This is a genomic window from Anaerolineales bacterium (assembly GCA_003105035.1).
Classification (GTDB): Bacteria; Chloroflexota; Anaerolineae; order Anaerolineales; family UBA4823; genus FEB-25.
The window spans coordinates 35,316-60,820 of record PQAL01000027.1; the positions used below are offsets into that span (position 1 = coordinate 35,316).

The 25,505-nt window shown below is 47.6% G+C and carries 26 protein-coding genes; 20 read left to right on the top strand and 6 right to left on the bottom strand.

Going from position 1 to position 25,505, the window contains the following annotated elements:
* The first annotated feature begins 1 nt into the window (after position 1).
* The 8 genes from C3F13_11350 to C3F13_11385 all read left to right on the top strand — a co-directional run bounded on the left by C3F13_11350 (position 2) and on the right by C3F13_11385 (position 10,435).
* The gene (locus tag C3F13_11350; GenBank protein PWB52353.1) at positions 2-277 is read left to right on the top strand and encodes a hypothetical protein; all 276 of its coding nucleotides are present in this window, start codon (positions 2-4) and stop codon (positions 275-277) included.
* Positions 278-315: 38 nt separating this feature from the next.
* Complete coding sequence (locus C3F13_11355; protein PWB52354.1) at positions 316-1,752, top strand: hypothetical protein; 1,437 nt, start codon at positions 316-318, stop codon at positions 1,750-1,752.
* An 18-nt stretch (positions 1,753-1,770) separates the two neighbouring features.
* The gene (locus C3F13_11360; GenBank protein PWB52355.1) at positions 1,771-3,111 is read left to right on the top strand and encodes a hypothetical protein; all 1,341 of its coding nucleotides are present in this window, start codon (positions 1,771-1,773) and stop codon (positions 3,109-3,111) included.
* Complete coding sequence (locus tag C3F13_11365; protein ID PWB52356.1) at positions 3,092-3,904, top strand: hypothetical protein; 813 nt, start codon at positions 3,092-3,094, stop codon at positions 3,902-3,904. Before C3F13_11360 ends, C3F13_11365 begins: the two co-directional genes overlap by 20 nt.
* Before the next feature lie 141 nt (positions 3,905-4,045).
* Positions 4,046-4,675 (top strand): hypothetical protein, encoded by a 630-nt coding sequence (locus C3F13_11370; GenBank protein PWB52357.1) that lies wholly within the window; start codon positions 4,046-4,048, stop codon positions 4,673-4,675.
* Positions 4,672-5,919, top strand: a complete 1,248-nt coding sequence (locus C3F13_11375; protein PWB52358.1) for a hypothetical protein — start codon at positions 4,672-4,674, stop codon at positions 5,917-5,919. Before C3F13_11370 ends, C3F13_11375 begins: the two co-directional genes overlap by 4 nt.
* A 1,216-nt stretch (positions 5,920-7,135) precedes the next feature.
* Positions 7,136-10,000, top strand: a complete 2,865-nt coding sequence (locus tag C3F13_11380; protein PWB52359.1) for a hypothetical protein — start codon at positions 7,136-7,138, stop codon at positions 9,998-10,000.
* A gap of 15 nt (positions 10,001-10,015) precedes the next feature.
* Complete coding sequence (locus tag C3F13_11385; GenBank protein PWB52360.1) at positions 10,016-10,435, top strand: secondary thiamine-phosphate synthase enzyme; 420 nt, start codon at positions 10,016-10,018, stop codon at positions 10,433-10,435.
* 67 nt (positions 10,436-10,502) lie between these two features.
* Here C3F13_11385 and C3F13_11390 read toward each other — a convergent pair whose 3' ends face one another.
* Positions 10,503-10,820, bottom strand: coding sequence for a hypothetical protein (locus C3F13_11390; protein PWB52361.1), 318 nt, complete (start codon positions 10,818-10,820; stop codon positions 10,503-10,505).
* 404 nt (positions 10,821-11,224) lie between these two features.
* Here C3F13_11390 and C3F13_11395 point away from each other — a divergent pair, with 404 nt between their 5' ends.
* On the top strand, positions 11,225-11,722 hold the full coding sequence (locus C3F13_11395; protein PWB52362.1) for a hypothetical protein: 498 nt from the start codon (positions 11,225-11,227) through the stop codon (positions 11,720-11,722).
* A gap of 176 nt (positions 11,723-11,898) precedes the next feature.
* On the opposite strand, the gene C3F13_11400 is transcribed toward C3F13_11395, so the two are convergent.
* From C3F13_11400 to C3F13_11420, 5 genes are read right to left on the bottom strand one after another with little or no spacing between them, the layout of a single operon-like run.
* Positions 11,899-12,783, bottom strand: coding sequence for a DUF1385 domain-containing protein (locus tag C3F13_11400; GenBank protein PWB52363.1), 885 nt, complete (start codon positions 12,781-12,783; stop codon positions 11,899-11,901).
* Positions 12,784-12,826: 43 nt separating this feature from the next.
* Positions 12,827-14,203: a dipeptidase gene (locus C3F13_11405; protein ID PWB52364.1), complete on the bottom strand. Its 1,377-nt coding sequence runs from the start codon at positions 14,201-14,203 to the stop codon at positions 12,827-12,829.
* Positions 14,204-14,214: 11 nt separating this feature from the next.
* Positions 14,215-14,682 carry a hypothetical protein gene (locus C3F13_11410; GenBank protein PWB52365.1) on the bottom strand — a complete coding sequence of 156 codons (468 nt, stop codon included), beginning with the start codon at positions 14,680-14,682 and terminating at the stop codon, positions 14,215-14,217.
* A gap of 58 nt (positions 14,683-14,740) precedes the next feature.
* Positions 14,741-15,622 (bottom strand): methionine synthase I, encoded by an 882-nt coding sequence (locus C3F13_11415; GenBank protein ID PWB52366.1) that lies wholly within the window; start codon positions 15,620-15,622, stop codon positions 14,741-14,743.
* Between the two features lie 54 nt (positions 15,623-15,676).
* Positions 15,677-16,363: a hypothetical protein gene (locus C3F13_11420; GenBank protein PWB52367.1), complete on the bottom strand. Its 687-nt coding sequence runs from the start codon at positions 16,361-16,363 to the stop codon at positions 15,677-15,679.
* Between the two features lie 346 nt (positions 16,364-16,709).
* Here C3F13_11420 and C3F13_11425 point away from each other — a divergent pair, with 346 nt between their 5' ends.
* From C3F13_11425 to C3F13_11475, 11 genes are all read left to right on the top strand, one after another.
* Positions 16,710-17,369, top strand: a complete 660-nt coding sequence (locus tag C3F13_11425) for an NUDIX hydrolase (GenBank protein ID PWB52368.1) — start codon at positions 16,710-16,712, stop codon at positions 17,367-17,369.
* Positions 17,370-17,473: 104 nt separating this feature from the next.
* Positions 17,474-18,136: an NADPH-dependent F420 reductase gene (npdG, locus tag C3F13_11430; protein PWB52369.1), complete on the top strand. Its 663-nt coding sequence runs from the start codon at positions 17,474-17,476 to the stop codon at positions 18,134-18,136.
* 13 nt (positions 18,137-18,149) lie between these two features.
* Complete coding sequence (cofE, locus tag C3F13_11435; GenBank protein ID PWB52370.1) at positions 18,150-18,920, top strand: coenzyme F420-0:L-glutamate ligase; 771 nt, start codon at positions 18,150-18,152, stop codon at positions 18,918-18,920.
* Positions 18,917-19,279 carry an inorganic pyrophosphatase gene (locus tag C3F13_11440; GenBank protein ID PWB52371.1) on the top strand — a complete coding sequence of 121 codons (363 nt, stop codon included), beginning with the start codon at positions 18,917-18,919 and terminating at the stop codon, positions 19,277-19,279. The genes cofE and C3F13_11440 overlap by 4 nt, the downstream gene beginning before the upstream one ends.
* 5 nt (positions 19,280-19,284) lie before the next feature.
* Positions 19,285-19,674 carry a PPOX class F420-dependent oxidoreductase gene (locus C3F13_11445; GenBank protein ID PWB52421.1) on the top strand — a complete coding sequence of 130 codons (390 nt, stop codon included), beginning with the start codon at positions 19,285-19,287 and terminating at the stop codon, positions 19,672-19,674.
* A 21-nt stretch (positions 19,675-19,695) separates the two neighbouring features.
* On the top strand, positions 19,696-20,655 hold the full coding sequence (locus C3F13_11450) for a 2-phospho-L-lactate transferase (protein PWB52372.1): 960 nt from the start codon (positions 19,696-19,698) through the stop codon (positions 20,653-20,655).
* Positions 20,652-21,299 (top strand): 2-phospho-L-lactate guanylyltransferase, encoded by a 648-nt coding sequence (gene cofC, locus C3F13_11455; GenBank protein ID PWB52373.1) that lies wholly within the window; start codon positions 20,652-20,654, stop codon positions 21,297-21,299. The genes C3F13_11450 and cofC overlap by 4 nt, the downstream gene beginning before the upstream one ends.
* 88 nt (positions 21,300-21,387) lie before the next feature.
* Entirely contained in the window at positions 21,388-21,867 is a 480-nt protein-coding gene (locus tag C3F13_11460; protein ID PWB52374.1) for a PaaI family thioesterase, read from the top strand.
* Between the two features lie 8 nt (positions 21,868-21,875).
* Positions 21,876-22,643: a hypothetical protein gene (locus C3F13_11465; GenBank protein ID PWB52375.1), complete on the top strand. Its 768-nt coding sequence runs from the start codon at positions 21,876-21,878 to the stop codon at positions 22,641-22,643.
* 68 nt (positions 22,644-22,711) lie between these two features.
* Positions 22,712-23,851, top strand: a complete 1,140-nt coding sequence (locus tag C3F13_11470) for a hypothetical protein (protein PWB52376.1) — start codon at positions 22,712-22,714, stop codon at positions 23,849-23,851.
* A 9-nt stretch (positions 23,852-23,860) separates the two neighbouring features.
* Positions 23,861-25,501 carry a hypothetical protein gene (locus C3F13_11475; protein PWB52377.1) on the top strand — a complete coding sequence of 547 codons (1,641 nt, stop codon included), beginning with the start codon at positions 23,861-23,863 and terminating at the stop codon, positions 25,499-25,501.
* The last annotated feature ends 4 nt before the right edge of the window (positions 25,502-25,505 follow it).

Below are 25,505 nucleotides of genomic sequence, written 5' to 3' on the forward strand. Positions count from 1 at the left end.
CATGAGTTTAAAAAACTGGCTGGAAGCAGCCGAAACCAAGAGACAGGTGCTGGTCCAGGGGCAGGTGGTGCCAGACCCATCCCGTTGTGTACAGTGCGGGGTATGCACCTTCCATTGCCCGATCGGTATTGATATCAGGCGCCATGCGTGGATTGGTGCACCAGTCACGGATAGTCGATGCCTGACGTGTGGTGAGTGCGTTCGGCGTTGCCCACGTGGGGTATTAAGTTTCGAACGAACCAATCTGTTTAGCAATTCACGGTTTACGACAGGATGAAACAACCAAAACCGCTCGGCTCTTTAGCAGGGTTTTTTATGACGACTATGCTGTTAGTGGGGTTGGCGCTACTTTTGTGGTCAAAACAGGGCGTGGCGTTCAGCCCTGGCCAGATCAGCGCCAAGAGCAGTCCGGGCGTCAGCCTTAAAGGTTACCAATCACACGCCGAATTTGAGAAGAAGTGCGGCGCCTGCCACGCGCCATTGAGCACAAACCTGGGGGCAAAATGCCTGGCATGCCACGAAGCCGTCAACCAGCAGATCCAGACTGGACAAGGCATCCACAGCCAGATCGCAAATGTTGCTATGTGTGCAGCTTGCCACCCTGACCATCGTGGCCGAGATTTTGACCCGACAAAGGCATCCTTCCTTCACTTCGATCACTCCACCACAGGTTTCAGGTTGAATTTCCACCAGTTTAATTATGATGCTTCTTCGTTGGGTTGCACCGAATGCCATCAGAATGGTTCCTATAACAGTGTAGACAACCAAATCTGCCTGAATTGCCACGGCGAGCATGACAACCAGTTTGCTGCGATACACCCCAGCAATTATGGTGAAGACTGTCTGGCCTGCCATGATGGAGCAGACCGAATGATAAATTTCGCCCATTCTGAAACAGGCTATCCGTTGGAGGGAAAGCATGAACAGGTCGCATGTAGTGAATGCCATCGTGACAGCAATTTTACCGATACACCGCGTAATTGCCAGGAGTGCCATGCAGAACCGGCGGAGCATAAAGGTGTATTCGATCAAACATGCGAGACCTGCCACTCTCCCAAAGGCTGGTTGCCGGCTAATTTAAATGGGCAGACTTTCACCCACCAGGATACAGTGAAATTCAGTTTGGCATTGCACAAAAAGGATTATGCTGGTCAGGTGATCACTTGCGTGACCTGCCACCCATCTGACTTAAAGTCTTTTGACTTGCAGGTCTGCATCACCTGCCATAAACAGGAAGATCAAACTTTTATGACCGACCATCAGGTGCAATTCAGCAGCAGCTGCCTGGATTGTCACGATGGTATGGACCGGCTCAGCAATTTCGACCACAATACTTTCTTTCCCCTTGATGGAAAGCATACCTCAGTCGATTGTGAAACTTGCCATGCAAATAAGGTTTTCAAAAACACACCGACCGAATGTTACCAATGCCATGAAGAACCAGATATCCACAAAGGTGTGTTCGGACAACGTTGCGCATATTGCCACACGACCGATACATGGAGCCCAGCCACCCTTAAATTACACACCTTCCCGATCAACCATGGATTGGATGATCCAGCATTACAGCTAAATTGTGATACCTGCCATGGGCAGAATTATTATGAATATACCTGCTATAGCTGCCATGACCACCAGGAAAACGAGATCATCCAACAGCATTCGGAGGCAGGTATAACAGAACAAGACATCCCAGCGTGCGTAAAGTGTCACCCAGACGGGATTGTGAATGCGGCAGAGCGCGTGCCGTGAAGGGAAAACGGGAAACTCATGACTAAGTATCTGATCATAGGCGCAGGCGCAGCGGGGGTATCGGCAGCCGAAGCGATCCGCAGCCAGGATCCTGATGGTGAAATCACGCAAATTTGCGAAGAAAACGCTGGTTATTATTCCAGGCCAGGCCTGGCATATTATCTGACGGGAGAAATCTCAGAAGACACGCTTTTCCCTGTCGGCCAATCTTATTTTGAAAGGCTTCGTGTGCACCTGTTTCATAGCCAGGCGAGGAAGATTATCCCTGCTGAACATTCAGTTATACTGCACAATGGGAATACTTTAGCCTATCACAAACTCTTGATTGCAACCGGAGCAAGGGCGTCCCTGGCGAAAGTGCCCGGATTGGAGCTGGAGGGTGTGGTGAAAATGGATAGCATCGAAGATGTGAAACGGATTATGAAACATGCCCACCGCAGGCGTACAGCAGTCGTCGTTGGAGGTGGGATCACGGCGCTTGAGCTGGTGGAAGGGTTCCGGGCGCGTGGGCTTAAAGTTTTTTACTTCCTGCGTGGCGATCGCTACTGGTCAAATGTGCTGGATGAAACTGAGTCACATATCGTTGAACACCGCCTGAAGGAGGAGGGAATTGAGCTGCAATACCAAACTGAGCTGGCGGAGATCCTGGGAAACAAAGGGAAAGTTATCGGTGTGAAAACCACAGATGGCAAGCAGATAAAGTGCGACATTGTAGGGATCGCAATCGGTATCCAACCCAAGAAAGCACTGGCTGATGAGGCCGGTTTGAAAACTGAGCGGGGGATCTCGGTAAACGAATATCTCAATACTACAGACACCGATATCTTTGCTGCCGGTGATGTCGCTGAGGTGTATGACCCGACCATCGGCAAGCCGATCCTGGATTCGCTGTGGGCACCAGCTCGCAGACAGGGCTATACCGCCGGGCTTAATATGAGCGGAAGAAGGAACATCTATATCAAAGGAGTGCCATTCAACGTCACTCGCCTCGCTGGATTGACCACAACAATCATTGGAGCCCTTGGGGGACGGGAGGTTGATGCCGATGTTGTGGGAATCGTAAGGGGGGATAGTGAAGGCTGGCGCCAGATGCCAGAAGCAATCGTCACGCAATCCCGGTTCGATGTAAACCGTTTACGCATACTAGTTGGCGAAGACAAACTGGTTGGCGCTTTGTTGATGGGTGACCAAACCCTGTCTAGAGCGCTCCATCATTTTATCGTTGATCAGGTAGATATCAGCCCAATCCGACAAAAACTGGTAGGCCAAGCTGATCACATTTCAAACGTCCTCGCTGATTATTGGTCGAAAATTGTTGCCAGTCCAATGAGAGAAAACTATGCAACAATCCAGCCGTGAATTGTGGCTATCATTTTTCGCCATCATCCTGATCACGCTCATTTATGTGTTTGTGACGATCATGATTGGGGGAATACCCGGTGCAAGTGATTTATTCGGTCATAGTATTGGGATTATCGGTTTCATCCTGATGATATTAACCGAAACACTTTACACACTCCGTAAACGTAGCAAGAGTGCCCGCTGGGGTAGGATGTCTTCCTGGCTGCAATTGCACATATTCACTGGCCTTGTAGGCCCATATATGGTGCTGTTACACAGTTCGTGGAAATTCAATGGATTGGCTGGATTGGTGATGCTGCTAACGATCGTTATCGTGGTGAGTGGATTCCTAGGTCGTTACATATATACTTCTGTGCCTCGCAATGCGGATGGGATCGAAATTGAAGCGGCTGAGCTGGCATATCAAATCAGGCTAATCGATGGAGAGCTACAAGGATGGCTGGCTTCGCAACCTGACCTGTACCAGAAGCTATCCAAACAGGTATCGCCTGCATCAGTGGGCAGAAGCAGTACGGTCGTATTCACCAGGGCATTTGACGATTGGAATGCACGGGTAGGCTGGTGGCTAGTTAGTAGCAAGATGGATAAGGATGCCCGCAGCCAGGCAAAGCAGCTGAATGAATTGTTGAAAAAAAGCCGTAGCCTTAGACGACAGCTGGGATCAATCGCCATGACCAGGCGGCTTCTAGGTTTATGGCACGCAATCCACGTGCCAGTGGGGATTGTGTTATTCATCGCCGCGTTTATCCATACTCTAGCCGCGATTTATTATGCTACTTTATTACGGTAACAATTCCAGAAGAAGAATAGCCTTGCAATTCTAAATTTAATTGTTGGTACAGCTAGGTTAAAAAGAAAAAAAACTGAAGCAAAATTAATAATGATGCATAACTTTTTGTAGTATTTGGCGACTTTTATTATAGGTAGGAAGATGGTTTACTGGCGAACACCTGGATTCTATAATAGAATTGGGGCTTATCCTATTGGAGTAAGCACCAAGCGAATGCCTGCTAAAGTATCGGAAATTGATCGACTAAATAAACTCGAGCCCCAGGTAATCACAGAAATCCATGACCAGTATTACCCTGAGATTTTCCGTTTCGCGCGTTTCCGGGTCAGTGATGAAACCATCGCAGAAGATATCGCTAGCGAAGTATTTATGCGCTTTCTGGAGGCCGTCAGGAAGGGTCAAGGACCGAAGACCAATTTAAAAATGTGGCTGATCCGTACCGCATCCAATACTATAAATGACCACTACCGGAAAGTATACCGTCACCCGCTAGAGGAATCATCCGACTTTATGGAGAATCGCAAGGATCTGTATTTGATGCACATGGATCCTGTGATATTGACAGAACAAGAAGAGACGAATCGGTCAGTCCGGATGGCGATTAACCAGCTGACCGATATGCAGAAGATGGTCGTTACACTGCGTTTCGGGAATCAATATTCACTGGAAGAGACTGCGCAAATCATGGATAAGGAAATTAATACCATCAAAGCTTTGCAATTCCGAGCGTTAGAATCTTTACGCCGAATCCTTGGTAGTGAGCTGCCATGAGCCGCAAAGAATTTGACACTCTTGAGAGCTGCATTTCGGCACTGGAACATGGGCATCCCTTAGATGAATGCATTAAAACACAACCAAACATTTCGCCAGAAACAACTGAGCTAATAGAACTAGCGGATCGGGTGAGGGTTCTCGGGCAAAACCAAGTAAGTGCGGAGGCCATCATCCGAAGCCGGGAGAAGCTACTAGCCCGGGCAGCAGCTTTAGGTCGCTTAGAGAGTATCGGTGGAGCAGAACCTCAAGAGGATAATTTCTTCCAGAGATTTGGAAAATCTATCAGCGGCTTTCGTTCTATGCACCCAGCGGCAGGACGGTTGTTCATTGTGCTGGCAGGCACACTATTATTACTCATTTTTTCAAGTGGTCTGGTAGTTACTTCGGCGAAATCCCTGCCTGGCGAACCTTTATATCATGTAAAACGAGCAGTCGAAGAGTTGGAGATCTACCTCATTCCTGGGAGTGAGAACCGGCATGAATTCGAGGATGGCTTTAACCAGGTACGCGTGGTTGAAGTCCTCCAGCTTCTTAAACTGCGTCAGGTTCAGCAGATCAGCTTTGAAGGGATGCTCGAAGAAACAAGTGGAGATCAGTGGAGGATCAGCGGTATCCCGGTACTTATCCAGGATGGCACGATGTTTGGTGAAGGCATGGCGGGTGGCAATACTTTTATTCCGGGTTCATACGTAGAAGTGGAAGGATTTACTCGCTCGGACGGAGTGGTGATCGCTAATGAAATCCATCTCCGCGAGTATTCGTTTCATGGTACGGTGGACCAAATAGGTACCAACCATTGGACAATAGCAGGCATTGGATTGGCTACAACCGAAAAAACAATGATCGGAGAAGGCATTGTGGTGGGTGATCGTGTAACAGCCTGGGTGCATTCGTGGGATAGCGGATTATATGCGTTATCGATTACCAAAGATGATACACCTGGCTCAACTCCATCGAAGATATCACCTGAGCAGCCGGACGAATGGTCTGGTGATGATGTTCCAGAAGAGCAATCAATGGAAGGTACGACGGACACCTATCCCATAGTAACAGAGACTACGATAAGTAGTGAACAAGAAGACCTGGATGAAGCGTCTGCGACTCCTGAACCACATGAAAGAGAAGATCAACCATCGCAGACAGTTGAACCGATGCCCACCGAAGAAGAAGAAAATGGGACAGCCTCCCCGGAAAATTATCAGACTCCCGAACCCACCGATGGGCATAGCGTTGACCCATAAATAGATTCTCTCGTAATTTTGCCATTTCCCGCTAATAAACCGGGGAAAACCAAAAACGACCTTGTCGGGTAACCGATAAGGCCGTTGTTTTTATTACGGGTGAGGAAGGGCGGGAAATCACTGAGCTTACCCCAGCCCTAAAACCTTATGCCAAAGCCAGACGGTTTGTTATGCCCCGCTTGGTAAAGTATAAAAAAGACAGAGAAAAAATGTTTTTCCAAATAAGAGAAGAATTCGACTATTCCTTTTTCGTAACTAGTAAATCGGACTTATCCTCAGAAGAACTCGTTTTGGTCTACAAAAAGCCTGGGAATAGTGAGTAATCTATCAAACAATCCAAATACGAAATGGCCGTTGGAGACCTGCTACTCCAATACTTTTGGTCAAATGAAGCGATCTTTCTGTTAATAATGTTGGCGATAATTTGTTGATGCTATTCAAGATGGACTTCGCAAAGGGAACGGAATACCTGAATAGCCCCAAGGCAGTGGTTAACCAAACAAGCCTGGTGTTTGGGTGATGACTCAAGGAAACACAAATCCTGAGCGCGCGGTTCTAAGCGATGTCTAATGATTGGGGGGAAGTGCACTTAGCGTTGATAAGCAACCAATATTCCGTTTAAATCATATGTAAGGAAGGTTTACTGCAATATTCTCACATGCTAGTTGGCCAGATGGTGGCAGATGAACGAGACATTGCCAAAGGCCCGGACCCTGACCACCTGGTAGACCCGGATGCAGTCGTCAAATCATCAGACTTGTAAAAGCAAAGGAGAATGAACAAGATGGCCTTTCTAGTTCCCGTAATTATGTCTAATGAAAAAAGAGAATTGTAGAGAGATGTAGTAAGGTGTGTAAGTAATTCAGATAGATATTTGCAATTTCTTTTTCCATATAGTGAGTCATTTTATTGTTTCGTTATATAATTTCTGTAACCAGTCTACACTCCCGCGTTTGATCAAAAAACTAATTTCTGCTGGTGTGATTTTCGATGTATATCACATGATCAAGCAATTTCCATCGGGGAGGAGGAAGCCCATGCTTTTTACGGGTTCATCACCAAAAACTTGGCTTTGATGATAGATGAGCTTAGCGTCGGATTTGTAAATATCTCTCTAGAGTTGGCTAACAATTCTGTCAAGGTACTTTGCAAAAAGTTCATGTTAGCCCATATGATTTATGATATTATCTGACCGTCAATAACAGAGGACATAGCATTGACCTGGCAGTTTACATCTGAGGTATTGGTTGTTTTACTTACTGCTGCCACTGCATTAATTTTCGGAATTATCAGCTTGCGGTGGTGGAAAACCCCCGGGATCATCTTCTTTTCAGCGATGATGATTGCGATAGGGGGTTGGGCGCTATTTGCCGGTTTAGAAGCTGCAGCCATACCCATCACCCTAAAAATATTCTCGGCAAAAGTGCAATTTGTGAAGGTTGCATTTATTGCTGCATTTTGGTTCCTGCTTATTGTGCAGTATACCCACCAGGAAAAAAAGCTCTCCAACTGGTGGGTTTTTGTATTAATGGTCATCCCATTCTTGTCGATCTATATGGCAGCCAGCGAAGGATCACATCACTGGTTATGGGGTACGATTACCCCGCTATCCAATACACCAGGTGCACCCCTGGAATATACCCAAGCATGGTGGTCTTCAATTTCTACAGCCTACTTTACCTTGCTTTTCTTCGTAGGCGTGTTTATCCTGATCCGCAGGATACTCACTACACCAAAATCGATGTCGTGGAAATCATTATTGTTTTTACTGGGAATCATCCCACCGCTATTAAGTAATTTAGTCTATCAAACTGGCTTGCTTCCAATCAATAATATCCAAATACTCGTGATGGCTGGAGTATGTACCAGTGGTGTGATTTATTTCTGGGGGATATATTACTTCCAGACCCTGGAATATGCCTCATTGTCGCGGGATGTGATCATCGACAATATGAATGAAGGCGTGATCGTCCTTGATTGCCAGGATCGCATCTATAACATAAATGCTACTGCCTTGCATATGTTAGGGTTGGAGCAGCGGGCCGTAAAAAAGAAAACCTTGAGTGACATCATCGCCATCTGGCCAGGTATTGCGGATACCTTCCGCGTACCACATGATTTTGAAACCGAAGTCAGAATCAACGGTGATGCGCCTAAAACATTGAATATTCGAACAACTAACCTGAAAGATAAAGATGGGCGCCCGACTGGCAGGATGGTCGTGTGGCGTGATATCACCCAATATCGCCAGGTTGAAGCAACCTTAAGGGATTCGGAAGCACGATTTAAAGCATTATTTCAAAGTGCTCCGGATGCGATCATTATCACAGATAGAAACAGCCGAATCGTATTAGTGAACAACCAGACCATCACCTTGTTTGGGTACAGCATGCAAGAGCTGCTGGGTAATTCGATTGAGGTCGTCATACCAGAACGCTTCAGAGAGGCATATTACAAGTACCAACGAGCCTTCGTAGATGAAATTGACACACGACCGGGGATCAGCCTGCCTCTGGCAGGTGTCAGGAAGAATAACCGCGAAATCCCCATCGAAATCGCATTAAGTCCGATAAAGATCCCCTCAGGGTTAATTTTTACCAACATTATTCGAGATCTGACCATTCGCAAAGAAGCTGAAGAACAACTCCGATTACAAAGTGTTGCCCTTGAATCAGCTGCAAACGGTATTATGATCACCGACCGCAACGGGAATATCCAATGGGCAAATCCAGCATATACCCGGATCAGCGGATACACAGTTGAAGAGGTGATTGGCAAAAACCCGCGCATCCAAAGGTCGGGAATGGTGGCCCAGGATGTGTATAGTAACTTGTGGCGTACGATCCTCAGTGGAAATGTATGGCATGGAGAGCTGATCAATCGAAAGAAAGACGGAAGTATCATCATAGAAGAGCAAACAATCGCTCCTGTGAAGGATACCTCCGGGCAAATCAACCATTTTATCGCGATCAAGCAAGATATCACTGAACGTAAACACGCCGAAGAGGTGTTAAGCAAGCGCTCGGAGCAAATTGGTACTTTGAACCGGGTCATGCGGCTATTGAGCTCCACGCTCGACTTGTCTAAAGTGCTGGATATGATCCTGCATGAAATCCAGCAAGTTATACCCTATGACAGTGCTTCAGTCTGGCTGTGTAAAGATGATAGCATGGAGATCATTGCCGCCCATGGTTTCTCAAATCCCGATTCGGTCATTGGGACTTCTTACAGCCTGTCTTCGAAAGATAATCCAAACGCGCAGGTGATCCGGTTGCGGATGCCAATCATTGAAGGAGACCTGTTATCTACCTACACGGGATCAAAAGAAATGCAATCCCGCATTAAGAACCGGGGATGGATGGGTGTACCAATGATTATTGGTGATCGGGTGACTGGTATGCTAGCATTTGATAAGAACGTCCCCAACTTCTATACACAGGAGCAGTCTCAGTTTGCGCTGGCATTTGCCTCACAGGCTGCAATCGCGATTGAAAATGCCCGGTTGTATTCCGACGCTCAAAAAGAGCTTGCGGAACGCGTGGAGGCAGAAAAGAAATTGCTCCAGCTTCAGAAAGAGCTAGAAGAGCAAGCGATCCGTGATTCTCTGACCGGGCTGTATAACCGCCGCTTCCTGGATGAAACGCTGGCACGCGAGCTATCGCGGGCTGAGCGCGATAAATATTCGGTCAGCGTGGTCATGCTCGACCTGGACCATTTCAAGACGTTCAACGATACTTATGGGCATGATGTGGGTGACATGATGTTGAAACAGCTGGGCAAGTTGCTGAGCTCACACGTCAGAGCAGGTGATATTGCCTGCAGGTTCGGAGGTGAGGAATTTGTTGTTGTCATGCCGAAAGCATCGTTAACGGTAGCAAGACAGCGTGCTAATGATTGGCGAAGCAAATTTGAAACCCAGGTATTAATCCATGAAGGAGAGGTGTTATCGGCAACACTGTCTGCTGGGGTAGCCGTTTACCCGCTACATGGTACATCCAGCGATGAGATCGTCCGCAAGGCCGACCAGGCGATGTATGCTGCCAAAGCAGCTGGTAGAAACCAAGTACACACTGCGCAATAAGGCAAAAGAGAGAATATGCAAGTAAAGCTAAACCATTTATTTTTATCCACTACAGGTAATACGGAAATCGTCGATATCACTCAAAAGGTAAGTGAATGCATCAGCTCGAGTGAGCTAAGGAACGGCCTCGTCACAGTTTTCTGCCCTTCGGCTACGAGCGGCATTACTACCCTGGAATATGAACCTGGTGTGCTACAGGATTTTAAGCGGATATTTGATGAAATCGTACCCAAGCAGAACACCTACCTGCATAATGAAGCCTGGCATGACGGTAATGGTTACAGCCACATCAGGTCAGCGCTATTAAAAACTTCACTCACTGTTCCGATGGTGGATGGGCGGATGACGCTGGGTACCTGGCAACAACTTGTGTATGTTGATTTCGATACCCGGCCGAGGAAACGAGAGATCATCGTCCAAATTATGGGCGAGTGAGTTAAGTTTAGTTTATGAATGGGGAGTGGAGCTAGAGCATCAAATCTTCTTTTTGAATTAAATTTGCTTATTCCCAGCACTGGTTGATGATCTCTGCAGCATTTTCTGCACCACGCTCCCGGCGGATCTTTTCTCCTAGTTTGCTTGCCGCCGCCAGGATCTGCGGTTTCAATGCTGGGCAAATTGTGCTGGCCAGGGCTTCGGTGGTTCGGCGTTTTTGTAGTATGGGTTGCGGACCTACACCAAGCTTAAAAGCGCGCACACCCCAGACAATTTGATCAATGCTATAAGTGAGATTAATACTCGGCACACCGGCACGAAAACCTGCAGCGGACGTCCCAGCGCCGCTGTGGTGAATGTCTACCGCCATTTGATGGAATAACATTTGCTTTGTTAATGGTCCTCGTATTGGCTGGGAAGTGGTCGGTTAGAGATCCGTGTCTGGAAGCAGTAATTGAGGCCAGTAGATGTCCTTCAGATATGGGCAAGGTGGTAATACAGCGGCGATGGATAAATTGTTTGCCTGACTGATAGTAATATCGAGATATTAAGTTAAGTTTCGGCCCCATGATATATTTGTTATCTTTGATGCTCCGAGAGCGTTGGTATAAAGGTTTATAATGAGTTAACAACCACAAAATGCAAACCATCCGATTATTTGGTTGTCAGACTCTGGCGAGTTCCCAACAAATTGCGTTAGGTTCTATTTAATTACTGATTGGCATAAGTAATGACGGTATATACCATTGTTCACAAAATCTTTATTGTTAACAGAATGGACGAGAATTAATGACATCAATTTCCGAATCTATTGAAATTTACAAGAGGCAATTGGAGCAAGGCGATATTCAGAAAGCTTACCGGGGCATTATGGATTTTATCCTGGCTCTCCGTACTTATTTTCAAAACAGGTATCCGGATTATTACGTTTCGGGGGGCATATATTATGGGTACATGGATATGACATACTTTTCCTTCTCACCAAGGCCCATTAGAGATAAGAACCTGAGAATCGCAATCGTGTTTCTACACGAAAATTTCCGGTTCGAAGCCTGGTTGGCTGGCGTCAACAAAAAAGTGCAAAGTGAGTATTGGAAGTTAATTAAGGGGAGTGGCTGGGATAAGTATTCTCTCGTACCGACAATTAAAGGTGCCGATGCCATCGTTGAGCATATTCTGGTGAAAGAACCGGATTTCAGCAAGCCCGAAGAGTTGACGAAAATAATTGAGCGTGAAACGTTACAGTTTATTCACGATATCGAAGTCTTTTTAGATAGTAAAGAGTGAAAAACCATCTATTAAAAAAGCCATCTCAAGATTACCTGGATTACTTCCGACAAAATGCAATCATTAATAGACCTTATAATCATCATGGGCATTTTAACTTCCATGTCGGAAAGGAAAATGAACCTGCACCTGTTCGTACTAGCTGATGATCCTTATAAAGAAAAATGGTTAAATCGCTAGACTGGGATGTTTTCTGCCTGGCGCATGCTGTTGAAAGCTGCGATTGACACTTCGAGCATATCCATGCCAGGCTCCCGTGTGGTCAGATGCTGCAAGGCGAGGCTGGGTTTGATCAACAAGCGTACAATTTTAGAATCGAGGTGATTGGCTGTCCAGCGGATGTATTCATAAGCGATGCACGCCAGCAAGGGAAGAAATAAAACCCTGCTGACCAATCTCCAGGCGAAAGGTAATGGTCCAAGCAACGAGAAGAAAAGGATCGAGAGTAAGATTAAAGTGAGTAAGAAAGCTGTTCCGCAGCGGGGATGTTCCACAGAGAATTTTGAAACATTTTCAGGAGTTAGTTCAACGCCGGCTTCATATGCATTGATGGTCTTATGCTCTGCGCCATGGTAAGCAAATACCCGGCGGATCTCCGACATTTGACCCACCGCCCAAATATAACCAATCAGCAACATTAATCGCACCAGTCCTTCGAGCAAATTCCCCCACCAGGATCCGATGTTGAACAAACGCTCAGAAAGCTGGCCAAGGGCAGCTGGGGCCAGGAAAAATAAACCCACACCAATCACCAATGAAATCCCTAAGGTGAGATAGAGGATTGGGCCTTCGATTTTTTGTTCTTCACCTGTCTGGGTATTGGCGGAGATGGTGATTGCCCGGATTCCAAGAAGCAGGGCATCCACCAGCATGACTACGCCTCGTAAAAATGGTATTTTAATCAGCCTGCTTTGGTACATGGAACCCAGGGGTTCCTTATGAAGGACAATGCCTTTATCGGGGGCTCGCATAGCGATGGCGACATTGTGTGTGCCCCGCATCATTACCCCTTCAATAACTGCCTGGCCCCCGTATAAGGGAAAGCGCGATTTTTCTGACATCCTCTACCTTTAGATGTATACCTGTAAAAATATCTATCTCTTATTATTCAGCAAGATTGAAATAGAAATGGATAAAGGTATCGATCCCTCGATACCAGGTGGGCAGGTGAAGCTTCTCATTGGGGGAATGCATGTTGTCATCGAGCATGGAAAAACCGGTATTAACGGTTTGAATACCCAGGATGCGCTGGAAATCAAGGACAACTGGCACACTGCCACCCTCGCGTTTGAATACAGGCTGCTTTTGCCATACTTCAGCCAGGGCTTTCGATAAAGCCTGGATATAGACTGAGTTGCGGTCAGAGATCGAAGCAGGACCGCCATGCATCGGGGTGAGCTGCCAGCGGATTGTATTTGGAGCATGAGCTTCCAGATAGAGGCGCATTTGCTGATAGACATCTTCAGGTTCCTGATTGGGAACCAGACGGCATGATATTTTCGCCATCGCCCAGGCTGGCAGGACCGTCTTCGCTCCTTCGCCAGTGAAGCCTGACAACATCCCATTCACTTCCAGGGTAGGCCTGGCACCCAAACGCTCGATGGTGGTATATCCGGCTTCACCAAATAAAGCTGGAGAACCTGTAGCATCAAGGTAAAACTGGTCACCAATCGGGAGCCTGGCAAGCTCGGCCCGTTCTTCGGCATCGACTGTAAGGACCTTATCATAAAAACCTGGAAGGGTGATGCGACCCTGCTCATCATGCATCCCGGCGATCAATTCACATAATGCCTGGGCAGGGTTGAGAATTGCACCACCAAAGACCCCCGAATGCAGGTCATGATCTGGCCCATCGATGCAGAGTTCCATATAAGCCAAGCCGCGCAAGGCATAGGTGATGCAAGGGATATCAGGCGAGATGGCTCCAGTATCAGGATTTATCGCAAAATCAGCGCGAAGTACTTGTTTATGCGTTTCAAGAAATGTAACAAGATGAGGAGAACCTATCTCTTCCTCACCCTCAAAGAGGAACTTAAAATTTATCGGTAGGGTCGATGTCTTTAAGATCGCTTCAATCGCATCCAGAGAGAGCATCAGCTGCCCTTTCATGTCTGTGACCCCACGCCCATAGATATTCTCACCGCGCACATCCGGACTAAATGGCTCGGATACCCATAGATTGAGCGGATCGGCAGGTTGGACATCATAATGCCCATAGAGCAAAGCGGTGGGTGCATCTGGCCCAGCTTGAAACAACTCGCCATAAACAACAGGGTGCCCAGCGGTGGGAAATACCTGAACATTAGTTACCCCTAGAGAGAGTAAATGAGATGCGATCCATCTGGCCGCTCGCATAACATCATCCTTGGCGGATTCGTCCGTGGAAATTGATGGTATCGATGTTAGTTGCTTCAATTCATCCAGGAACCGGTCAGCATTCCGATGGGCATACTCAAGCGCTAGTGAACGGGGGTTAGTCATAAATCTCCTTCTTAGTCAGCAATTGTAATAATGTCATTAATGGATATCGTCCCATCAGATAATATTTCGGCGCGTAAACCTCCACGATCAGCCATGGAAGTGATGATTTGCGGGTGGGTGCGGCTGGCTAAATAATTGCATGGTTCGCATAGTCTAATTCCGTGTACGCGGATCTTTCCAATAAAAAAATCGCAGCCTACCAGGTCATTGAGCCTGATGCCCCTAGTGATGATATTGCGCCGGGTGTCGGCGGGGAAAATTGGGATGCTATCCTCCTGGCGAATCGCATCAATTGCTTCACTTTCGATCAACGTTAGCTGGCGATCAGGGCGATAACCTTCGCCATCCTTTCCTTGTTCTGAAAAATAACGGTCGCCTTGAATACCCTTCCCCGGGATCACATGGACCTGATCAACACCGACCGTTGGCTCTCCCCGTGCGGGAGAAATATAGATTAGTACAACAGTTCCCTCAGGCATGTCCACACCTCGGCTGCTCGTGATAGGCATCATATTCCATATTGAATAACGATGATCCTCAGTGCTTTATTTGTGCAGCGATCTGAGCCAGGTGGTCTGGGGTAGTTCCACAGCAACCCCCAACGATGCTGGCGCCTTCCTTCAACCAGGCTAACACCATCGAACCCATGAGCTGTGGAGATACATCATAAGTCGTGTTTCCCTGGCTATCCAGATGGGGCAAGCCGGCATTTGGCTTGAACCAGATAGGTTTCGTGGTGTTTTGGCGAAGCTCAACCAGGTTTTGCAGGTTCTCATCAAGGCTGCGCCCACAATTAATACCAATGATATCCACTGGCAGTACACTGAGCTGCTTCCCCTCCTGAGCAGGGCTAACACCCATCATCGTGCGTTTCCCACGATCGTAACTGAGGGAAACGATAAGGGGCAAGTCACTTACTTCACGCACACCATCCACGGCAGCAGTAACTTCACCCAGGTCATATTGAGTCTCGATCACCAACAAATCTGCACCAGCGGTCGTGAGTGCCTTTGCCTGTTGGGCGTAGGCTGCCTTAGCCTCATCAACGGATAGCGGGCCAAGCGGTTTTAATAACTGTCCTAAAGGTCCCATTGAGCCAGCATTATAGATATTGGCATCACCGATCGCTTGTGCAGTGAGGCGAACCGCTGTGCAGTTGATCTCATCCAGCTTTGATTCCAGCGAAGTGCCTTTAAAATGGACACGATTGGCATTGAAGGTAGCCGTCAGAATGATATCTGCTCCTGCGTTGATAAAATCGCTATGGAGCTGGATGATCTTTTCGGGCTGTTCCAGCACCCAATTCTCGGCAGTTAACCCACCTGGTAGCCCCCTGGAGATCAGATTCGTGCCCGTTGCTCCATCTGCAACCAGGATCACACCGGTTTCTATTCGAGATAAAAATGGCTGTTTTTGCATAAGGCACTATTGTATCCTTAATTCATGGTTTGAGCATAGGCTGGAGGTTTGAATTTATTGTGAGCTATCGCGCAAGGAGGGAGCAGTCACAAACATCAGATAAAAAACCAATAAAATTGACGTGAACATAATCGTAAATCCAAGGAAGCCCAGGTTATCCAGTGGATTTAGCAGATTTGTGGCAATCTCTTTGATCAATGACCTCGGCTCGATAAGGATGTCCCAACTATTAAACCTGCCAAAACGGCCGAGATATACGCCAAGACTGGCGAGGCTGAGTGCAAGCAAGGCAAAGAACCAGCCAACCAGCTTGCCGAAGGATTTGTCGATCATGAGATGTATCGTGCGTAATGAAGCGATAGCCAGGAAACAACCGGTGAAGGCAAAGAGTGCGATCAGGCTGATATCATACCAAAGCGGGACAGGAGGCCGGGGCTCGAGATAATAAAAATCGGTCACAATATAGGGGGCATTTGGAAAGAATACCAACCATAAGACACTAAACAACAGCACTATCCACCAACGGCTAGGTGTTTGTGCATAAAATGATGAGGCGATTACACAGAATATATAGGGTAACCAGGCAAGAAACAAATTCCATAACAAATTTGAATAATTGTATGAGCCGCTGTAAACTACCCGGAAAGCAAGAAAAGCACACGCCATCAAGGAGGATAAAAACAGTGGATAGAAAGAATATCTCAGGAAGAAGTGGTGCCAGGTTGTCAATGATCTTTGCATGGCTTAGTCTGTCCATTATAAGTGATTTTCACTGCTTTATTTGTGTTAAAATAAACTTGTTACAAGTCGGTGGCTGAGATTGGCGAGCCCGATATTATAGCTTGATTGATCCGATTACGAGCTTGAAGATATTACACTATCTCCGCCGATACGATGATTAACCGACGAAGCAATTTCTCGAATCCAAAAATATTCAGCCTGGTGAGTTTCATAAAGAACCGAGTAGTTTCCAATATGCATCACCGAATGCATACTGGGTTTATATACCTCGGTTCTTTCACTATAGCCGCCTTGAAGCTTACCTCCGATAATATCGCGTATATTCATCGCGGTGGCGAGGAAGGATATGTCAGATATTGATCAACACAACCAAGATGACGACCATTCCAGCGTCCCCCAATGGCTGGATTGGGCACGCGAGATCCAGGCGATTGCCCAAACAGGTTATCATTATGCGAACGACGAGTATCACCGCCAAAGATTTGGGCGCCTCATAGAGATAGCAGCTGAGATCGCCAGTGAATACTCCGACCTGGAATATCCGTACGTGCTGTTGTCTTATCAAGAGCAAATTGGTTACGCCACGCCGCGCATCGATGTTAGAGGTGCGGTTTTTATAGACGGACAATTATTAATGGTGCGAGAACGCGTGGATGGGGGATGGACTTTACCAGGAGGCTGGGCTGATGTGGGTGAGATTCCGTCCAAAGCAGCTGAAAGGGAAGTCTGGGAGGAAGCGGGATATCGGGTAAAAGCCAGGAAGCTGATTGGGGTATATGACGCCAACCGGATGGGACGTCTTGAGCTTTACCATGCTTATAAAATCGTGTTTTTATGTGATTTAATAAGCGGAGAAGCCAAACCGAGCATTGAGACCTCGGAAGTAGGTTTCTTTGAAAAAAATGCACTTCCACCGGTCTTATCAGGTGAGCGAACAAAGCTCAGGCACATCCAGGATGCATTCGATTGTCTGAATGACCCACTCCATCCATCCGTATTTGATTGAGATTTTCCGACATAGAAATTCGGTGGATAACAAAGACAAAACGTGTAGGTTATGAGGAAATAACGAGTAGATAATTCACACGGATGTGAACCAGAGGTGAAAACATGACAATCGGGAAACCGACCATTTCAGTGATTGGCGGTACTGGCAAAGAAGGCACTGGCCTGGCCTTGCGCTGGGCTCGGGCGGGTTATCAAGTGATCATCGGTTCGAGACAGGCAGAGAAAGCAGTCCTGGCTGCGCAAGCAATAAATCACCAATTAGGGGTCAACTCGACGCTAGGTCTGGAGAACGCACAGGCTGCTGAGCTAGCAGAAATCTGTGTTCTAACCATTATCCCTGCCGCCCACGATCAGACGGTCGAGTATCTAAAACCAAAATTGATGGGAAAAATTGTAGTGGATGCCACTTCAAGAGTAGATTACCTTGACCCTCAACCTCCAGAACCTCCAAGTGCTGCCCAACGAGCACAAGATATCTTAGGCTCAGGAGCTAAGGTGGTGGCTGCCTTCCAAAATGTGCCTGCCAAACTGCTAAAGCAAACGATCGATGAACCGTTGGAAGCGGATGTACTGGTTTGTTCAGACGATCATGAGGCGGCGGAGAAAGTAGTGGAATTAGCACACGCAGCTGGTCTATCGGGATATTACGCGGGCAGGCTGGCGAATGCGATCGTGGTAGAAGGGCTAACCTCGATCCTGATCAGTATGAACAAGTATTACAAACAAAAAAATGCCAGCATAAAAGTCACCGGGATAGCTCAATAAGGAAAGCAAATTCATGAAATCCCTGGTACTCAGCGCGCTGCCTGATATCCCGATGGTCCACACCGGTGATGACCTGGCGAATATCATTCTTGATGGACTTTCACTGGCCAGAATTCATATTGAAGATGAGGATGTCGTCGTTATCGCACAGAAAATCGTTTCCAAGGCGGAAGGCCGTTGGGTTAACCTGGCGGCGGTTAAGCCATCACCGAAAGCGATAGAGCTGGGGAGAGTAGTCGAAAAGGATGCACGTCTGGTCGAATTGATCTTGCGAGAAAGCAACCAGGTTTTACGTACCCGGATTGGGACGATTATTGTTGAACACCGCCTCGGTTTTATATGTGCCAATGCCGGTATTGACCATTCCAATGTAGCCGGTGAGGGCAGCATGGGAGATGAATGGGTATTATTATTACCCGAAGATCCGGATAGCTCAGCAGCTTCTATCCGCCAACAATTGGAAACGAGGATTGGGAAGAGATTGGGCGTGCTCATCATTGATTCACACGGAAGGGCCTGGCGGCAAGGTGTGGTTGGGGTGGCAATTGGAATTGCAGGCTTGCCGGGATTGGTGGATATGCGGGGAAGAAGCGACCTGTTTGGTTATAGCCTGCGGATCACCACAATTGGGGCGGCAGACGAATTAGCTGCCGCAGCATCGCTTATTATGGGGCAGGCGGATGAAGCAACGCCGATCATACACGTGAGGGGATTTCCATATACGCTTAGAGAAGGGGCGTTAGGTGAGTTATTACGTCCAAAAGACCAGGATTTGTTCAGATGAAGGATGAATTTTGGGTTTATTTACAACAACTGGTGGACACGAGTGAGATTATTGTGGACCGGCCTAAAGGCAGCATACATCATCGTTACCCAACTAGCCCATACCCATTTGACTATGGCTATCTGAAGGGGACCACTTCCGCAGATGGAGCAGAAATCGATATATGGATTGGAACGCTAGGCAAGAAAGAGGTGGTTGGCGTGTTATGCACCGTGGATCTGTTGAAGCGAGATACAGAGCTAAAAGTCCTTTGTGATTGCACAAGCAAGCAGGTAGAAGCTATCCTAGATTTTATTAATCAAGGGCAGATGAGGGGAATCATGATCCCAAAAGATCAACAAGAAGGAGCAGAACAATGACCTGGATGCCTGAAGAGTACCTGGATTTACTCAAAGACGAAACCAAAGCGTTTGGATTTTTAGCAACTTTGATGAAAGACGGCAGCCCCCAGCTGACACCCGTGTGGTTCAATGCAGACGAGAAATTTATTTATATCAATACAGCGAAAGGCCGGATAAAAGACCGGAATCTACGGCGCGACCCACGCCTGGCATTTGTCATCATTGATCCAAAGAACCCTTACCGATATTTCCAAATCCGGGGTAAAGTCGTCACAATAACGACCGAAGGAGCCAGAGAACATATCGATGCGCTTGCCAAGAAATACACCGGGGCAGAAAAGTTTTCGAGCCAGAATCCAGATGAAGTGCGGGTAAAGTATACGGTCTTGCCAGAAAAGATCCAACTTGGATGATTTTATTTACTGTCTGAATATATGATCAATAATGAATTAACAATCGTGGCACTGGCTGGCGGAGTTGGTGGGGCCAAACTTGCCGATGGTCTGGCGCAGGTGTTGCAACCTGATAATTTAACCATCATCGTGAACACCGCAGACGATTTTACCCACATTGGCCTTCGAATATCACCGGACCTGGACACGGTGTGTTATACCCTGGCTGATATGGCCAATCCTGCCACAGGTTGGGGGCGAAAGGATGAAACCTGGAACGCTTTCAGAGCCTTGTCTGCCATAGGTATGCCAGACTGGTTTCGTCTGGGTGATACCGACCTGGCCACACACCTGGTGAGAGACATGCATTTGACGGACGGGTGGAGCTTGAGCCAGGTAACTGAAGAGTTCTGCCGGATGTGGAAAATCAAAGTCAAGGTGCTGCCGATGACGGATGATATTGTCAGGACCTGGGTATATACAGATGAAGGCGATCTTGAGTTCCAGGAGTATTTCGTACGCAGAAAATGCGAGCCAGTCGTGGGGGGTTTTAAGTTCGTAGGGGTAGAGAAAGCCCATCCTGCTCCAGGTGTGTTGGAAGCCATCCAAGCTTGTGAAGCGGTGGTGATCTGCCCATCCAACCCATGGGTCAGCATCAATCCCATCCTATCCATCCCCGGAATAAGAGGTGCATTATCAAAAAAAACGGTCGTAGCTGTTTCTCCCATCATTGGGGATCAAACTGTGAGAGGGCCGGCGGCGAAGATGTTCAGCGAGCTGGGTATCAAGCCATCAGCATTAGCGGTGGCTTTACACTACCAGGAAATCATTGACGCTATCTTCCTTGACCAGGTTGACCACCAGCAGGCAAAAGATATCGAAGCGCTCGGGATATCTTCTGTTTTGACGGATGCACTGATGATTGATAAAGCAGATCGGGGTAGATTAGCCAGTGAAGTCATTGAATATATTCGTGTTAAACTTAAGGGGACTGAAACATGACATTATGGGCGATCGTTCCAGTGAAACCTTTACGGCGGGGAAAATCCCGGCTGTCGAGTGTATTAAGCTCAGAAGCTCGAACTGCCCTTAACCATTATCTCCTTTCGAACACATTAGAAATTCTGGGGTCAATCCCAGATATTGAATACTCGTTGGTCGTCAGCCGAGACCCAGAAGCCTTAACTGTCGCCAGGGATTATGGGGCGCGCACGGTCCAGGAACAAGGTTCACCCCAGCTAAACGTGGCCCTGACCAGGGCAACGATGGTCGCGGTGAGCCATTCAGTCCAAGCGGTGCTCATCGTGCCGGCCGACTTACCTCTGCTCACCGCGGATGATATCCAGGAAGTAATCAAGCGCGCAAATGACCCACCGGTTGTGGTAATCACACCTGATAGACACCAGAACGGCACAAATGCCTTATTAATCTCACCACCTGGCCTTATCCATTACGAATATGGTCCCGGTTCCTTTGAGAAACATTGCAAACAAGCTGTAAAAGCCGGCGCGAGGCTCGAGATCTGCGAAAGGAAAACAGTGGCACTGGATATTGATTTCCCAGAAGACCTGGAGCTGGCTGGATATGAGCTTATGGACACGAACCGGTCACCTCAACTTATCCCATATGCAGAAAAACCTGGATAAAATTGGAAGACGTTGTAATGATAAAAAACAATCTAGCTATAGATGCCCATATTTCGTGATCGATGTACCTGTAACTAAGGGATAAACCATGAAGCAACCAAATTCCAAGTTATGTTTTGTGTGCGGACGGGAAAATAATCATGGATTGAAGCTTGAGTTTATTGAAATCTCTCCTGGTGAGGTGGAAGTGAACACGATTATCCCCGAGCAATTCCAGGGCTACCCGGGTGTTGTGCATGGGGGAATTGTGGCTGCAATGCTTGATGAAGTCACCGGACGGACGCAGATGGGTGGAAATCCGCCCAGGTTTATGTTCACTGCCAGGCTTGATGTGCGATACCGAAAAAACGTCCCGGTCGGACAACCATTACGAATTTTGGGGCATGCAGGCAAGAGCAGGGAGCGCACAGCATTTGCTACCGGGCAGATCATCGGACCAAATGGCGAGATCCTAGCCGAGGCTGAAACAGTGTTGGTTAATGTGCCTGAAGAGATGACCAAAGAGGTCGATTTAGAAGCACTTGGCTGGAAAGTATATGAAGATCCGACCATTAATGATGGAGAGTAGAGGTAACCATGATCATTGAATATCACCGCCCGAAGACTATAACTGAAGCACTGGCACTACTGGCAAGAAATGAACCAGTTACATATGCGTTGGGAGGTGGTACCGAATTAAACCAGAACAGCGACGAGAAATATGCTGTCGTCGATCTGCAGGATCTTGGATTAGGTGGTATCGCCATTAAAGGGAACAACTGCGTGGTTGGGGCTACAGCCACCCTGCAGGAAGTGCTGGAATATAAAGGTTTAGCTGATGACTTATACTGCAGCATCGAGCATGAAGCCAGTTACAATCTACGCCAGATGGCGACAATTGCCGGGACGCTAGTTTCAACAGATGGAAGGTCTCCATTAACCACCGCTTTGTTAGCGCTTGATGCAAGCCTGGGGATTTTGAGCGCAGTTGACAAAACCAGGCAGGTTCACCTGGGAGAGTGGCTGCTTCAAAGGCATGCTGCGCAAAGGGGAGAAATTATCGGTCAGGTGAGCTGGCCGGTAAATATACAACTGGGATACGAGTACGTGGCGCGCACACCAGCGGATAAGCCCATCGTGTGCGCCGCAGTGGCGATCTGGCCATCCGGGCGGACACGCCTAGCCTTGGGAGGTTGGGGAGCAGCCCCGACATTTGCGTTGGACGGGCCTGAAGCGGGAGGCATTGAGAATGCCGCCCGCAATGCGTATAGCCAGGCTGGCGATCAATGGGCCAGCGCAGATTACCGGGAAGAGATCGCTGGTATCCTAGCACTTCGGTGCCTGGAAAAGCTCAAAAATAACTAGCCTCCTGAAAAGATGTCTTGCATGAAGATGGATCGAAAAAAATATTGTGTTTATTGTAGCGAAGCTGAATGAACTCGATGATTGACGCCGATTTCCAGGTGGATCAAATCCTGCAGGGTGATTGCATTTATTTATTGGGCCGGATACCCGACAAATCCATCGACCTTGTTTTCGCTGACCCTCCTTATAATCTACAGCTCGAGAAGGAACTGTGGCGACCGAATTTGTCCCGGGTAAACGGTGTTGATGAAACATGGGATCAGTTTAGCAGCTTCGAGGCCTATGATCAATTCACGCAGGAGTGGTTGTCGGGATGTAGAAGGGTACTCAAGGATACAGGAACGATATGGGTGATCGGTTCGTATCATAATATCTTCAGGGTGGGCAGGATATTACAAGACTTAGGCTATTGGATTTTAAATGATGTCGTGTGGATCAAGAACAATCCGATGCCAAATTTTCATGGTGTACGGTTCACCAACGCCCATGAAACGCTTATTTGGGCTCAGAAAATTAAAGGGAATCGATACACATTCAATTATCAAGCAATGAAGTCATTGAATCATGAAGGCGCGCTACATGGCAGCGTTCAGATGAGGAGCGATTGGAAACTACCCTTGTGCACTGGAAAGGAACGCATAAAAATCAACGGCGAAAAAGCCCACCCCACCCAAAAACCGGAAGCTTTACTCGATCGCGTGATCCTGGCCAGCACGAGTCCAGGCGACAATATACTGGATCCATTTTTCGGTACTGGGACAACCGGTGCGGTAGCGAAGAGGTTGGGTCGCCATTGGATCGGCATCGAGGCAAATCCGTCATACGTATCCATTGCTCAGGAACGGATTAATCATGTGCTTACACCTGACTTAACTGAAGAGATCACTGCCCGCGGAAATGGCAGAGGAAAGCGGATTCCATTTACCTGTTTGATCGAAACTGGATTATTAAAAGAAGGACAGATCCTGTATTTTGGTCTACGTAGCGACATACAGGCAATTCTTCAGGCAGATGGGAAGATAAAGTGTGGTGAGTTTACTGGCTCAATCCATAAGGTGGGCCGTGAACTACAGAAATCACCCTGCAACGGATGGACTGCATGGTATTATATTGACGAAGAAAGCGGATTCTGGCGGCAAATTAATGAGCTTCGAAAACGCCTGCAAAATGAGGTGGCATCAGGTGATCAATCATTTAGTAAGTCGTGATGAGGAGTTATGAAGAAGTATATTGGCTTAATCATCGGGATCTTAATCTGCCTGGCTGTGATCGGTGCTTCCTATTATTGGGCTACCAGTCTGATGGATTCTGTATATGCCTACCGATCACCACTGCGCTACACACCCCCTCAACCGGGTGAGAACCTTGGAAAACCAATCCCGCGCAGCCTGGTCATCGTTTTGATTGATGCTTTACGGTATGACACATCGATGAATGCAGATGTGATGCCGTTCCTCAATCAACTAAGAAGCGAAGGAGCGTCGGCGTTGATGCACAGCCGACCCCCTTCATACTCTGAACCTGGATACTCGGTCTTATTAACTGGTGCATGGCCTGATCTCAGTGATGGACCAGCCATCAACCTGGATTACGCCGATATCCCCACTTTTACCCAGGATAATATTTACTCAGCCGCACACAGAGCTGGCCTGAGCACAGCCATCTCAGCGTTCAATTGGTTTGAAAAGCTTGTCCCCCAACAAGCTGTAACTGCAAGTTTTTATACCGCGGGAGAAGACCAGGTTGCAGATCAACAGGTTGTTGAGGCTGCCTTGCCCTGGCTGCGAAATGGCAATTACCAGCTGGTGCTTATCCATATCGACCAGGTTGATTACGCGGGTCATCACGAAGGCGGCCCGATTGACCTACGTTGGGATGAAGCTGCATCCAGAGCGGATGCTTTACTCAAAGAGATTGCCACTACGATGGACCTGACGCAGGATACCCTGCTGGTTCTGAGTGATCACGGACAAATTGATATTGGTGGTCATGGAGGTCAGGATCCCATTGTCTTACGGGAGCCATTTGTCCTGGCAGGCAAGGGTGTTATCCAGGGAGAGTATAGTGATGTGCAGATGGTGGATGTTGCCCCCACACTGGCGGCAATCCTGGGAACCAATATCCCGGCTACAAGCCAGGGGCACGTGCTCATCTCTATGTTTGACTTTTCACTAGACAAGGTCGGCGCGATCAACGCTGCTTTAGCTGCCCAACAAGCCCAGCTAGCATTGGCATACCAGGATGCGATTGGTCAGCCAGTCAAAGTCGCTGCGAGTGAAGACGTCGTCACTGCTACCCAAAAGGCGATGGCTGCAGCCGAGAGCACAAAGCTCACCAACGAAAGAATCCCGCGTGGGATTGTTGCGTTTGTTGTAATTTTAGGGTTGCTGGTCCTAGCTGGCTGGTATGCCGGACCAAATTATTGCTGGATGGTGCTTGGCGTGGTTAGTTACCTGGTGATCTTTAATATAAAATATCTGTTCATTGATCAAAAAACGTATTCACTTAGCTCAGTCATTGATGCTACCAACCTGATCACTTCAACAGCATTAACCACTTTGTTGGCACTATTTTTGGGCTGGTTATTGGTGATCCTGGGTACTAGAATTTATCACCTTAAACCTCGCAAGGCGGCAGAGCTGACCATGAAATTTGTTCTGGTAGCCCTGTCCTTCCTGGCAGTGCCGATATTTTTCAACTACTTTATTGACGGAGCTGTTGTGACCTGGGTGTTACCCAATTTCTTATTTAGCTTCTTAGGGTTGATATTTTTGATCCAAGCGCTAGTTGTGGCCTTGATCGGCCTTTTCCTGACAGGAATATCACCCTTGCTGGGGTATTTTTCACAGGGAAAATAAATTT